Below are 12,293 nucleotides of genomic sequence, written 5' to 3'. Positions count from 1 at the left end.
TTCGCCGGGGCGTGGCATTCTACTTGCAGCATGTCGAGATTCAAATGAATTCGGGAGCGGAACGGATGCTGGCCAAGCTAGCTGCCTTCAATAATCGACTCATGCCGGGCAGGAGCCTGGATGAGCAGATGGACAACACGTTTATCCTCGCCCAGCAGTTGGGCTTCGATGCGCTGGTGTATGACTACACCCCGGTGCCGATCGACCATGACGGCGCCCTCATTACCCCCTCAGTCCTGGAATTGCGTAACACGCCTGCCGACTGGCATGCCTTGTGGTGCAGCGAAGGTTTCTACCAGATCGACCCGGTACAACATCTGGCGCTGAGCACGGTGTCGCCCTTCGTGTGGTCTTACGAGGCGAAGGCCGAGACCGCGCTGCAAAAGATCATCGACCCTTGCCACGCGCCGGTTTCCTCTTATCTGCATGAACGCCAGCTGACCTGCGGCGTCAGCGTGCCGATTCACCTGCCTCGGGGTGGCTTCGCTTCACTAACCGGGTTGCGCACCGGCAAGACGCACGCGGTGCTGAAGGACGCGCAACAAACGCTGGCCGATTTCAGCCTGATTACCCACGCATTGCAGGAAGCGGCCTACCCGTTATTCAGCAAAGAGCTGCGCACTTACCCTCATATTCATCTGACCAAACGTGAGCGCGAATGCCTGAAATGGGCCGCCGACGGCCTGACCGCCGCCGAAATCGCCACGCAATTGAGCCGTTCGCTGGCGGTCGTCACCCTGCATTTGGCCTCGGCGATGCACAAACTCGGCGCCAAGAACCGTGTACAGGCGGTGGTGCGTGCCACTCATTACCGCCTGTTGGAAGACTGACCGCTCGGCAAAACCTAGCTGTTTTGCTAGTTACTTAAATTTCCCGCGCCGATTATCGTGTCCCTGATCCTTTTTTCAGAGCAGGGCAGGAAATGGAATTCATCGAAACAATCCGCGAAGGCTACGCGGCCTTTGGCGCTTATCAGACCTGGTACCGCGTGACCGGCGACCTGACCACCGGTCGTACACCCTTGGTGATCATCCACGGCGGCCCTGGCTGCACCCATGACTACGTCGACGCCTTCAAGGACGTTGCCGCCAGCGGGCATGCGGTGATTCATTACGATCAACTGGGCAACGGCCGCTCCACGCATCTGCCGGATAAAGACCCGTCCTTCTGGACCGTCAGCCTGTTCCTCGAAGAGCTGAACAACCTGCTGGACCACCTGCAAATCAGCGATAACTACGCGATCCTCGGGCAATCCTGGGGCGGCATGCTCGGCAGCGAGCACGCGATTTTGCAACCCAAGGGCCTGCGCGCGTTTATCCCGGCCAACTCGCCCACCTGCATGCGCACTTGGGTCAGCGAAGCCAACCGCCTGCGCAAGTTGTTGCCCGAAGGCGTGCATGAAACGCTGCTCAAATATGAAGAAACCGGCGACTACCAGAACCCCGAATACCTTGCCGCCTCGCGGATCTTCTATGACCAGCACGTATGCCGGGTCAACCCCTGGCCGGAGGAAGTGGCGCGCACCTTCGCCCAAGTGGACTCGGACCCGACGGTGTACCACGCCATGAGCGGCCCGACCGAATTCCACGTGATCGGCAGCTTGAAAGACTGGAATGTGATTGGCCGCTTGTCGGCGATCAATGTGCCGACGCTGGTGATTTCCGGTCGGCATGATGAGGCCACCCCGTTGGTGGTCAAGCCGTTCCTGGATGAAATCGCGGATGTGCGCTGGGCGCTGTTTGAAGACTCCAGCCACATGCCCCACGTGGAAGAACGCCAGGCGTGCATGGGGACAGTGGTGAAGTTTTTGGATGAGGCGTGTTCAGTGCCGCGCAAAGCGTTGAAGGCGGGTTAACGCATGGTGGGTTGCCTGCGATTGCGGTGCTCAATTCACCGCCGCCATCGCAGGCAAGCCAGCTCCCACATTAGTCCTGAGCTCGGCGTTAGACCTCAGTGGTCTCAGGCTTTGGGGCTTTCCTGGGCACCTCTGCCACCAACGGAATCTCCTTGTCCTGGGCATCAAACAACTTGCCGGCACGGAAATAATCCCCATCGCGCAACGCGGCCACGTCCTGGAAGCACAAACTGCGCTCGGTCCCCGCCACAAACACCGACTGCTGGTCCGAGTTACCCGCGGTGAAGTGGTTGAACGCCAGGTTCAGCAGAATCGCCATGATCGCCGACGAACTGATACCCGAGTGGAAAATGGTCGCAAACCAGGTCGGGAAGTGGTCATAGAAGTTTGGCGCCGCAATGGGGATCATGCCAAAACCTATGGAAGTGGCGACGATAATCAGGTTCATGTTGTTGCGGTAATCCACCTTGGACAGCGTGCGAATACCACTCGCCGCCACGGTGCCGAACAGCACGATTCCCGCCCCGCCCAATACGGACGTCGGCACCGCCGCAATCACCCGGCCCATGAACGGCAGCAGGCCAAGCACCACCAGAAACACCCCGCCGGTGGCCACTACGAAGCGACTCTTCACACCCGTGACCGCCACCAGACCCACGTTCTGGGCAAAGGCGCTTTGGGTGAATGAACCGAAGATCGGCGCAAACATGCTCGACAGCATGTCGGCACGCAAGCCATTACCCAGGCGTTTTGAGTCGACTTTGGTGTCGATGATTTCGCCCACTGCCAGAATGTCCGCCGAGGTCTCCACCAGCGTCACCATCACCACGATGCACATGGAAATGATCGCTGCCAGGTGAAAGGTTGGCATGCCGAAATGGAATGGTGCAGGGAAACCGAACATCGGCCCCTGGGTAACGCTGGAGAAGTCAGCCATGCCCAGGAACACCGCGATCACGGTGCCGATTACCATCGCCAGCAGGATAGACAGGCGTGAAATGGTCGCGCTGCCAATCTTGCTCAGCAGCAACACCAGCACCAGGGTCAGCGCGGCCAGGCCGATATTCGACATGCTGCCGAAATCCGCCGCGCGGCTGTTACCGCCCATGGCCCAGCGCGCTGCCACAGGCATCAGTGTGAGGCCAATGGTCGTGATCACGATGCCGGTTACCAGCGGCGGGAAAAACTTGGTGATGCGGGAGAACACTGGCGTGATCAACAAGCCGATAAACGACGCGGCCATCACCGCCCCGAGAATCGCCGGCACGCCACCGGCGCCATCACTGCCGACAATCGCCACCATGGTGGCCACGCCGGCAAACGACACGCCCTGCACCAGCGGCAACTGGCAGCCAAAAAACGGCAGGCCGAGGGTTTGCAACAGGGTCGCCAGGCCACCGGCAAACAGCGACGCGGCGATCAGCAAGCCGATGTCCGCCGGCGACAAACCGGCCGCCTGACCAACGATCAAGGGTACCGCGACGATGCCGCCGTACATGGTAAGCACATGCTGCAGGCCGTAAGCCATGTTGGCGGCGACGCCGAGATTCTCATCTTCTGGCCGCTGCGGTGACGCCTTCGGGATAGTCATGGTGAGGGGGTTCTCTGTTTTTGTTGTGCACTCACTGTATGCAAAGGAAAGCCGGGATGTCCATAGAGTTGTATACAATCATTCTCACAATAACTACGACAGCGCGTTACAAAAAACCATTCAGCCGCCCTGCCCCGTGGCTTGAAGCCCTACGCAAAAGGACCTGAAAAAAAATGCTCAACCGCAAGCTGCGCATTCATGCCCCGGCTATCTACTACTTCGACATGGTGCGGCGCTGCCACTCGATCCGCGAAGCCGCGCGGCGCCTGAACGTGGCGTCGTCTGCGGTAAACCGGCAAATCCTCAAACTGGAAGACGAGATGGGCACCGCGCTGTTCGACCGGCTGCCCGGCGGCTTGCGGGTGACGGCCGCCGGCGAGATCCTCACCCGCCACATCACACTGTTGCTGCAGGATGTGGAACGGGTGCGCGGTGAACTGGATGGTTTGCACGGCGTGCAGACCGGCCACGTGGAAATCGCCACGGTGGAAGGCGCCGCCGTCGAACTGCTGCCCGCCGCCCTCAAGCGCATGCGCCAGCGCTATCCCAAGGTGACGATTGGCGTCACGGTGCAAGGTTCGCAGTCGATTCCCGGGGCGGTGATCCATGGGCAGGCGGATTTGGGGCTGGCGTTTGCCTTACCGCGCAGCAGCGAAATCAGCCAATTGTGTGTCGGCCATTTCCGCTTGGGCGCACTGATGTCGCCCGAGCATCCGTTGGCCGGTGAGGCCCGCGTCAGCTACTCGCAGTGTTGCGAACACGGGGTGATCCAGGCCAAGAGCGAGCTCTCGGTGCATCACCTGATCGCGCCGCTGCACAAACGCGCGGCGCCCCATAAGCCACTGTTGCAGAGCAATTCCATGGAGTTGGCACGTCAGCTGGCCCGCCAGCAATTGGGCATCGCTTTCCAGACGCGCATCGGCATTGAGGCCGACCTGGCCCGAGGCGAACTGCTGCATATCCCGTTGAGTGACCAGGGCGGAGTCTTCAGCGACCTCGGCGTGTACGCCCGCAAAGACCGCGACCTGCCCGTGGCAGTGCAAGCCCTGGCGCATTTATTGGGCGAAGAAATTGCCCTGCGTGAACGCGAAGAAATGCCCGCACCGCCGCGTATTTCCTGACTCAAAAGGCAAGCCCCGTGCTGCCGATTCGGCATCGGCCCAGGCGAGATTCTGTTCTTTGGCGGCCCTGCGGCTTGTGCTGATACTGCGCCCGGCGACCCTGCAAGGTCGCGATGAGCCAAACGCCAAAGGAATAAAAATAATGAAAAAGGCACTGCACGGCGCAACCGTATTCCTCTCACTGCTCGGCGGCGGGGAGGCCGTCGCCGTGGAATGGATGAACAACAGCGTAGGATTTCGCTACGGCCAGCACTTTACCAATCCGAATAACCCCGACGACTTCAGCAAGCGCATCTACAGCTTCACCCATGCCAGCGGTTACCGGTACGGCAGCAATTACCTGAACCTCGATGTATTCCTGTCCGACAGCAGTGACCCGCGCAAGGGCACCGACCACGGTGGCAGTGAGGTGTATGCCGTCTACCGGCACCAGTTGTACGCCTCCCGCCTGTTCGATGTGCCGCTCGGCACCGGCCTGATCAAGGATTACGCGCTGACCCTGGGCTTTGATGCCAACCGCAACAACAACTTCGCATCCGCCAAAAAGCGCGCCCTGGTGATCGGCCCGACCTTGAAGTTCAACACCGTCGGCGTACTGGACCTGAGCCTGATGTACTACAAGGAAAAGAACCACACCGGCATCCCCGGCGCGCAGGAGTCGAACCACACCTTCGACGATACCTACATGGTTAACCTGACCTGGATGCGCCCGTTTGAAATCGCCAACCATGCGGCGAAATTCCAGGGCTTTATCAATTACGTCGGCGAGAAAGGCGAGGATTACCATGGCCGCGACACCGCGCCGGAAGCCTTGATGCGTACCGCGCTGATGGTGGCGGTGCGGCCGGGCAAAAGCGTCAAGCCGAACCTGTATCTGGGGGTGGGTTATGAGTACTGGCACAACAAGTTCGGTGTGGACGGAGGCAGGGGCACCCGGACTTCCACGCCGACGGTGAACATGGAAGTCACCTTTTGACCCCTGAAGAAACCCAATTCAAAAAAGGTGGGAGCTGGCTTGCCTGCGATAGCGGCGGAGAATTCACCAATGCCATCGCAGGCAAGCCAGCTCCCACATTTGGACCGCCTTTCAACTTGAGGCGTTTGCAAGTTCCGAATTATCAGCTTTCGGCCGCGCCAGCCAATAACCCAACACCGCCAGCGGCGCGGTCGCCAGCATCACAATCACGGTGATCAGCAGCGGCTGCTCGATCATCGACGACACCAGCAAACTGGCGAGAAAGCACAAACCCAATTGCAGGGTGTTCTGCAACGCCGCCGCCTTGCCGGAATTTTCCGCAAAAGGCATCAGCGCATTCGCCACCACGATGGGGTAACTCGCACCGTTGACCAGCGCCATCAGGCAGAACGGAATCAGCAAGGTGGTCAGGGTCGGCACCGTCAAGGTGGCGACGACGTACAAGGCCACCATGCTGATGCAGTAGGCCACCAGCAACCACGGCAGCAGGGTTTTGCCCTGATAGTGCTGCAACGCGCTGCGGCAACTGTAACCACCGACCAAAAAAGCCAACGTCGGCAGCACGTAACTCAAGCCGATGTCATTCGGGCTGTAACCCATATCCCCCAGAATGAACGGCGAAGCGGTCAGCCAGGCAAAAAAGCTCGCGGAGCATGCCGCGAAGATCATGACGTTGCCGGTGAACACGCGAGACGTCAGCAGTTGGCCGTAACCGAGGCGTGCGGGTTCGCTTTCTGTCGTCAGGCGTTTCGGCACGGAGCGCAGGAACAATGTCGGCAACAGCAACAGCAGCGACACCCCCAGCAACACACCGAAGATCGCCTGCCAGCCGAAGTGATTCAACACCATCGCGCCCAACAGCGGCGCCAACGCGGGCGACAGCGACATGAGCGGCATGATGCTGGCGAACACGCGGTGCGCCTTGTCGGCCGGGTAACGGTCGATTACCAGCGCCTGCCAACTCACGGCGGCGGAACACACGCCAATCGCCTGTATAAAGCGCAACGCCAATAATTGCGGCGCAGTCTCGACCCAGAACATGCCCAGGCAGCCCAACACAAACAGGCTCAGGCCCGTGAGCAAAATCGGCTTGCGCCCCAGCCGGTCGGACAACGGGCCCCACAACAACTGCCCCACGGCGAAACCTGCGAGGAAAATACTCAAGCTGGCGCCCACCGCGCCCGCGCCAATGTGCAACTGCTCGCCCATGGCGCCGAACGCCGGCAAGTACATGTCCATGGCGAGATAACCGAGCATGCTCAGCCCCGCCAGGTACCAGGTGAAACCAAAAGAATTTTTCATTGAAGCCTTGTAGAAACTGCCATCAAACTATTTGCTGACTGCCGCCCATTATGAAGCTGACAGCACGGGTGTGAAGCGATAATAATTGGACACTCTTATCAAATTTTTTGAAGGCAACCACCATGTGGTCAGAATACTCCCTGGATGTGGTCGATGCGGTGGCACGCCACGGCAGCTTCAGCGCCGCCGCCCAGGAATTGCACCGCGTACCGTCGGCCATCAGCTACACCGTGCGTCAGATCGAGGAATGGCTAGCCGTGCCGCTGTTTGTGCGCCGGCATCGCGACGTCGAGCTGACACCGGCTGGTCGTCTATTTATAGACGAAGCCCGTGGGGTGATGAAAAAGATGCTCGGGACCCGGCGCTTATGCCAGCAGGTGGCGAATGGCTGGAGTGGCCAGCTCAAGGTCGCGGTGGACTCCATCGTCAAGCCCCAGCGCTGCCGCCAGTTGGTGCTGGATTTCTACCGACAGTTTCCCGAGGTGGAATTGTTGCTGGAGTACGAGGTGTACAACGGCGTGTGGGATGCGCTGGCTGACGAGCGCACCGACATCGTGATCGGCGCCACCAGCGCGGTGCCGGTGGCCAGCCATTTCACCTTTCGCGACATGGGCTTGCTGAACTGGATGTGTGTGGTCAGCGCGAAACATCCGCTGGCGGCGCTGGAGGGTTTGCTCAACGACGATCAACTGCGCCCGTTCGCGTCCCTGTGCATGACTGACACCTCGCGCAACCTGCCCAAGCGCGACACCTGGACGCTGGATAACCAGCGAAGGCTGGTGGTGCCCAACTGGGCCTCGGCGATCGATTGTTTGCGCGATGGTTTGTGTGTGGGCATGGCCCCGGCGCATCAGGTGTTGCCGTGGATTGAGCGTGGGGAGTTGGTGGCGCTGCAACTGAGCCGGCCGTTTCCGGCCAGCCCCTCATGTGTGGCGTGGGCGCAGAACAAGCTGTCGCCGGCCATGACGTGGTTGCTGGAGTACCTGGGGGATACGGAAACGATGAACCAGGAATGGCTGAATGGGCCTGGCCTTTGAGGGCGATGAAGATCCCCTGTGGGAGCGGGCTTGCTCGCGAAGGCGGTAGATCAGTCAATTCATCTGGTGACTGACACACCGCTTTCGCGAGCAAGCCCGCTCCCACATTTTGATCGGGTTTCAATCCAGTAAACGGGTGATGGCGCGCACGATCATTTCGACCTCCTTGCCATCCAGCGTCAGCGGCGGCAGCAGGCGGATGATCTTGCCCCGGGTCACATTGATCAGCAGCCCATGCTCCTGCGCAGCCCGCTGGGCCAGGTCGCGGTAAGGGCTGGCCAGTTCAATGCCGATCATCAGGCCCTGGCCGCGAATCGCAACGACCTGTGGGTGCTCATCCAACTCCATCCGCAACCGTGCCAGCAAGCGCGCACCTTGTTGCGCAGCGTTCTGCAGCAAACCCTGCTCCTCAATAATGTCCAGCACGGTGCAGCCTACGCGGCAGGCCAGCGGGTTGCCACCGAAGGTGCTGCCGTGGCTGCCCGGGGTGAACATTTGCGCGACGGCGGCGCGGGCCAGGCAAGCGCCGATTGGCACGCCGTTACCGAGGCCTTTGGCCAGGGTCATCACGTCCGGCACGATGCCTTCGTGCTGGAAGGCAAACCAGGTGCCGGTGCGGCCGATGCCGGTCTGGATTTCATCGAGCATCATCAGCCAGCCATGGCGCGTGCAGTGTTCGCGCAGCGCTTTCAGATAACCGGGCGGCGCCGGCAGCACGCCGCTTTCGCCTTGAATCGGCTCCAGCAACACAGCCGCAATGCGCGGGCCGAACTCTTGGGTGATGGCCTCCAGCGCGACCAGATCACCAAAGCGCACCTTGACGAAATCCCCCGGCAAACGTTGGAACCCCAAGCGCACCGAAGGCCCGTCACTGGCCGCCATGGTGCCAAGGGTGCGACCGTGAAAGGCGTTTTCCATCACCACCACCAAGGGCTCTTCGATGCCCTTTTTCCAGCCATGCAGCCGGGCGAGTTTCAGTGCGGTTTCGTTGGCTTCTGCACCGGAGTTATTGAAGAACGCACGGTCCAGGCCTGACAGCTGGGCCAAGCGCTGCGCCAGCTGTTGTTGCCAGCCGATGTTGTAAAGGTTGGAGGTGTGCAGCAGCAACCCTGCCTGCTCGCTGATGGCGGCCACCAGTTTCGGGTGGGAGTGGCCGACATTGGTCACCGCCACACCGGCCACCGCGTCGAGGTATTCGCGGCCCTGCTGGTCCCACAGGCGCGTGCCCAGGCCGCGGGTAAAACTCAGGGCCGAGGGTTGATAGGTGGACATCAGGCAGGCGGCGGTCATGGTGGCAGGCTCCAGTGCATCGTTGTGATGGGAGCAGTATCGTTAGCCACTTCAGCTGGATAAACTGCGCTTTCCTGCAATGACTTTAAATCAGGGCTTGATAATGGATCTGTTCCAGGCAATGTCGGTTTACGTGAAGGTGGTCGAGGCCGGCAGCATGACCGCCGCCGCGCAGGAATGCGGGATGTCGACCACCATGGTCGGCAACCACCTGCGCGCGCTGGAGCAACGGCTGGGCGTCAGCTTGCTCAAGCGCACCACGCGCAAACAAAGCCTTACCGAGTTTGGCGGGCAGTACTACCAGCGCTGCCTGGAAGTACTGGGGCTGGTGGCCGACTCCGAGCTGTTGGCGGAACAGATCCACAGCGAAACCCCCAAAGGCAGCCTGCGCATCACCGCGCCACCGGTGTTCGGCACCGAACGGCTGGTGCCGGCCCTCAGCGAATTTTCCCAGCGCTACCCGCAGATCGACCTGTACGTGGTGCTGAGCAATGAGCGGATGGACCTGGTGGACAGCGGCTTCGACGTGGCGATCCGTCTGGGTGAACTGGAAACCTTCAGCCTGATCGCCCGGCCCATGCAGGCCTACACCCTCACCCTCTGTGCTTCACCTGAATACCTGGCCCGGCGGGGCACACCGCAAACGCCAGATGACCTGCAGCAGCACGACTGCCTGGCATTCGCCTACCCGGCGGGCGACAACTGGCGCGACACCGACAAGCTGTGGCGCATGACCGGCGAGGAAGGCGAGGTAGAGGTGGCGGTCGCCGGCTCCCTGACCATCAACAGCTCGCAAGGCTTGCGTCAAGCGGCCGTCAACGGCATGGGCATCATCATGCTGGCCGATGCGCTGGTACAACCGGACCTGGAGAGCGGCAAGCTGGTGGCCTTGTTGACCACCTATCAACTGCCCAGCCGCCCCATGCACCTGCTGTACCGCCAGGACCGCTACCGCCTGCCCAAGCTGCGCGCCTTTGTGGATTTTGTGATGGAAAAGTGGGCGCTCTAGAAGGCCACACCCAACTCACGCAAGCGCGCGGCCGTACGCTCGGCAGACACATGGTGAATACCCTGCCAGCCAAGGGCCACGGCCGCGTCGATATTGCCGGCTACGTCATCGATGAACACCACTTGCTCCGGTTGGATATCCGGGAGATGCGCCCGCACTTGGGCGAGGCTGGCGTGATAGATCGCCGGATCCGGCTTGATCAGTTTCAGCTCGCCAGACACCACGATGTCGCGAAAATGCTGCAGGAAGGGATAGTGGGCACGGGCGTAAGGAAAGGTTTCGGCCGACCAGTTGGTGAGCCCGAACAGCGGCATATCGGCGTGATGCAACGCCTCAAGGATAGCCACGCCCTCCGGCAAGGAACCGCGCAGCATGTCGTGCCAACGATCGTAGTAGGCCTGGATCAAGCGTTCATGGTGTGGGTATTGCGCAATCAGGTGGCGAGTGCCGTCGGCCAGGCTGCGACCCGCGTCCTGCTCGGTGTTCCAGGCCTGGGTGCAGACGGTGTCGAGAAAGTGTAGCCGCTCCTGATCATCGGTAATCAGCTGGCGGTAGAGGTGCTGCGGGTTCCAGTCGAACAGGACACCGCCGAAATCAAAAACTACTGCACGAATCGTCATCAGATCCTCCGTTAGCGTGGCTTGAAAGCCGAAGGAGTCTGGCAGATTGTGAGGGAAGGTGGGAGCGCGCGGTTGTAACGCAAAACAACTGTGGGAGCCGGGCTTATGTGGGAGCCGGGCTTGCCCGCGATGGCATCGCCGCGGTGCAACTGATACACCGAGGTGACTGCATCGCAGGCAAGCCAGCTCCCACACAAGCTGGCTCCCACATTTTTTGACTGTGTTTTAAGCCTGGATCAGGCCATTGATTTTAACAGTCGGGTTCACGTCAGCGTCGTAATCCACGCCGTCGATTTCAAAGCCGAACAAGCGCAGGAACTCCGCCTTGTAGCCGGCAAAATCGCTGATCTCGTTGACGTTGTCGTCGGTCACCTGGTTCCACAATGCAGCCACGGCATCCTGGACCTTCGGTTCCAGTTCAGCCAGGTCGGCGCGCAGGCGGCCGTCGGTGTCGAGCTTCGGCGTTTGGCCATACAGGCTGTCTTTGAACAGGCCATAAACCTGCTCGATGCAACCTTCGTGGGTGCCCTGCTCTTTCATCACTTTAAACAGCAGCGACAGGTACAGCGGCATGATCGGGATCGCCGAGCTCGCCTGGGTCACTACCGCCTTGAGCACCGACACACGGGCATCGCCTTTCAGGGCAGCAAGATTGTCGCGCAGGGTCAGGACTTTCTTGTCCAGGTCCTTTTTGGCTTCGCCGATGGAGCCGTTCCAGTAGATGTCCTGGGTCAGCTTCTCGCCGAGGTAGGTGAACGCGGTGGTCTTGGCGCCTTCGGCCAATACGTCGGCATCACGCAGGGCGTCGATCCACAGCTGCCAGTCTTCGCCGCCCATCACTTTGACGGTGCCGTCGATTTCTTCCTGGGTGGCTGGCTCAAGGGTGGTGTCGACCACAACGCCTTTGTCGGTGTTGATACCGCGCAGGGTCACGGCCTTGCCGATCGGCTTGAGGGTGGAGGTGTGCACCACGCCTTGCGGGTCGGTACGGCGCGGCGCAGCCAGGCTGTAGACCACCAGGTCGATCTTGCCCAGGTCTTTCTTGATGGTTTCGATGGTCAGGCGCTTGATCTCATCGGAGAACGCGTCGCCGTTGATGCTCTTGGCGTACAGGCCTTTTTCAACGGCAAACTTCTCGAACGCCGCGCTGTTGTACCAGCCGGCGGAGCTCAGCTTGCCTTCTTCGCCTTCTTTCTCAAAAAACACGCCCAGGGTGTCGGCGCCGCAGCCAAACGCTGCACTGATGCGCGCGGCCAGGCCGTAACCGGTGGAAGCGCCGAGGACCAGCACCTTCTTGGGGCCGCCTTCGATGGCGCCGTGTTGAGTCACGTAGTCGATCTGTTGCTTGACGTTCGCTTCACAGCCAACAGGGTGAGCGGTCACACAGATAAAGCCACGAACCCGCGGTTTGATGATCATAAAATTTCTGCCTCTTCCAAGGGGTCGACGGCCAGTGGTGGCCATTCAACTTCATTCGTACCGGTCTATGACG

Annotated in this window: 11 protein-coding genes; 6 read left to right on the top strand and 5 right to left on the bottom strand. The window is 60.6% G+C overall.

Annotated features, from left to right (window positions below; all coding sequences use genetic code 11):
- The first annotated feature begins 65 nt into the window (after positions 1-65).
- Together BFW87_RS19905 and BFW87_RS19900 are read left to right on the top strand one after the other, a co-directional pair.
- A complete protein-coding gene (locus tag BFW87_RS19905; protein WP_078741435.1) occupies positions 66-830 on the top strand; it encodes a LuxR family transcriptional regulator in 765 nt (254 codons plus the stop codon).
- 92 nt (positions 831-922) lie between these two features.
- Positions 923-1,855, top strand: coding sequence for a proline iminopeptidase-family hydrolase (locus BFW87_RS19900; protein ID WP_078741434.1), 933 nt, complete (start codon positions 923-925; stop codon positions 1,853-1,855).
- A gap of 88 nt (positions 1,856-1,943) precedes the next feature.
- Here the strand turns inward: BFW87_RS19900 and BFW87_RS19895 are convergent, their stop codons facing one another.
- A complete protein-coding gene (locus BFW87_RS19895) occupies positions 1,944-3,446 on the bottom strand; it encodes a nucleobase:cation symporter-2 family protein (protein ID WP_078741433.1) in 1,503 nt (500 codons plus the stop codon).
- A gap of 173 nt (positions 3,447-3,619) precedes the next feature.
- Here BFW87_RS19895 and BFW87_RS19890 point away from each other — a divergent pair, with 173 nt between their 5' ends.
- Both BFW87_RS19890 and BFW87_RS19885 read left to right on the top strand, forming a co-directional pair.
- Positions 3,620-4,567 (top strand): LysR family transcriptional regulator, encoded by a 948-nt coding sequence (locus tag BFW87_RS19890; protein ID WP_078741432.1) that lies wholly within the window; start codon positions 3,620-3,622, stop codon positions 4,565-4,567.
- 142 nt (positions 4,568-4,709) lie between these two features.
- The gene (locus BFW87_RS19885; protein ID WP_078741431.1) at positions 4,710-5,543 is read left to right on the top strand and encodes a nucleoside-binding protein; all 834 of its coding nucleotides are present in this window, start codon (positions 4,710-4,712) and stop codon (positions 5,541-5,543) included.
- 111 nt (positions 5,544-5,654) lie between these two features.
- Here the strand turns inward: BFW87_RS19885 and punC are convergent, their stop codons facing one another.
- Positions 5,655-6,845: a purine nucleoside transporter PunC gene (gene punC / locus BFW87_RS19880; protein ID WP_078741430.1), complete on the bottom strand. Its 1,191-nt coding sequence runs from the start codon at positions 6,843-6,845 to the stop codon at positions 5,655-5,657.
- Between the two features lie 122 nt (positions 6,846-6,967).
- On the opposite strand from punC, the gene punR reads away from it, so the two are divergent.
- A complete protein-coding gene (gene punR / locus BFW87_RS19875; RefSeq protein ID WP_078741429.1) occupies positions 6,968-7,882 on the top strand; it encodes a DNA-binding transcriptional activator PunR in 915 nt (304 codons plus the stop codon).
- Between the two features lie 120 nt (positions 7,883-8,002).
- On the opposite strand, the gene BFW87_RS19870 is transcribed toward punR, so the two are convergent.
- Entirely contained in the window at positions 8,003-9,172 is a 1,170-nt protein-coding gene (locus tag BFW87_RS19870; RefSeq protein WP_078741428.1) for an aspartate aminotransferase family protein, read from the bottom strand.
- 103 nt (positions 9,173-9,275) lie between these two features.
- Here BFW87_RS19870 and BFW87_RS19865 point away from each other — a divergent pair, with 103 nt between their 5' ends.
- Positions 9,276-10,181 (top strand): LysR family transcriptional regulator, encoded by a 906-nt coding sequence (locus BFW87_RS19865; protein ID WP_078741427.1) that lies wholly within the window; start codon positions 9,276-9,278, stop codon positions 10,179-10,181.
- Here BFW87_RS19865 and BFW87_RS19860 read toward each other — a convergent pair.
- Both BFW87_RS19860 and fabV read right to left on the bottom strand, forming a co-directional pair.
- Positions 10,178-10,801, bottom strand: coding sequence for an HAD family hydrolase (locus BFW87_RS19860; protein WP_078741426.1), 624 nt, complete (start codon positions 10,799-10,801; stop codon positions 10,178-10,180). The genes BFW87_RS19865 and BFW87_RS19860 overlap by 4 nt on opposite strands.
- Positions 10,802-11,026: 225 nt before the next feature.
- Entirely contained in the window at positions 11,027-12,220 is a 1,194-nt protein-coding gene (gene fabV, locus BFW87_RS19855) for an enoyl-ACP reductase FabV (RefSeq protein WP_078741425.1), read from the bottom strand.
- Between the last annotated feature and the right edge of the window lie 73 nt (positions 12,221-12,293).

It is taken from the genome of Pseudomonas fluorescens (genome assembly GCF_002022275.1).
GTDB lineage: Bacteria > Pseudomonadota > Gammaproteobacteria > Pseudomonadales > Pseudomonadaceae > Aquipseudomonas > Aquipseudomonas fluorescens_AJ.
This window is presented reverse-complemented; position numbering and strand designations above follow the sequence as displayed.

Coding starts and splice junctions, on each gene's coding strand:
- punR (WP_078741429.1), top strand. CDS start 6,968: ATGTGGTCAGAATACTCCCTGGATGTGGTCGATGCGGTGGCACGCCAC.
- BFW87_RS19870 (WP_078741428.1), bottom strand. CDS start 9,172: ATGACCGCCGCCTGCCTGATGTCCACCTATCAACCCTCGGCCCTGAGT.
- BFW87_RS19865 (WP_078741427.1), top strand. CDS start 9,276: ATGGATCTGTTCCAGGCAATGTCGGTTTACGTGAAGGTGGTCGAGGCC.
- BFW87_RS19885 (WP_078741431.1), top strand. CDS start 4,710: ATGAAAAAGGCACTGCACGGCGCAACCGTATTCCTCTCACTGCTCGGC.
- BFW87_RS19860 (WP_078741426.1), bottom strand. CDS start 10,801: ATGACGATTCGTGCAGTAGTTTTTGATTTCGGCGGTGTCCTGTTCGAC.
- BFW87_RS19895 (WP_078741433.1), bottom strand. CDS start 3,446: ATGACTATCCCGAAGGCGTCACCGCAGCGGCCAGAAGATGAGAATCTC.
- BFW87_RS19905 (WP_078741435.1), top strand. CDS start 66: ATGCTGGCCAAGCTAGCTGCCTTCAATAATCGACTCATGCCGGGCAGG.
- punC (WP_078741430.1), bottom strand. CDS start 6,845: ATGAAAAATTCTTTTGGTTTCACCTGGTACCTGGCGGGGCTGAGCATG.
- fabV (WP_078741425.1), bottom strand. CDS start 12,220: ATGATCATCAAACCGCGGGTTCGTGGCTTTATCTGTGTGACCGCTCAC.
- BFW87_RS19900 (WP_078741434.1), top strand. CDS start 923: ATGGAATTCATCGAAACAATCCGCGAAGGCTACGCGGCCTTTGGCGCT.
- BFW87_RS19890 (WP_078741432.1), top strand. CDS start 3,620: ATGCTCAACCGCAAGCTGCGCATTCATGCCCCGGCTATCTACTACTTC.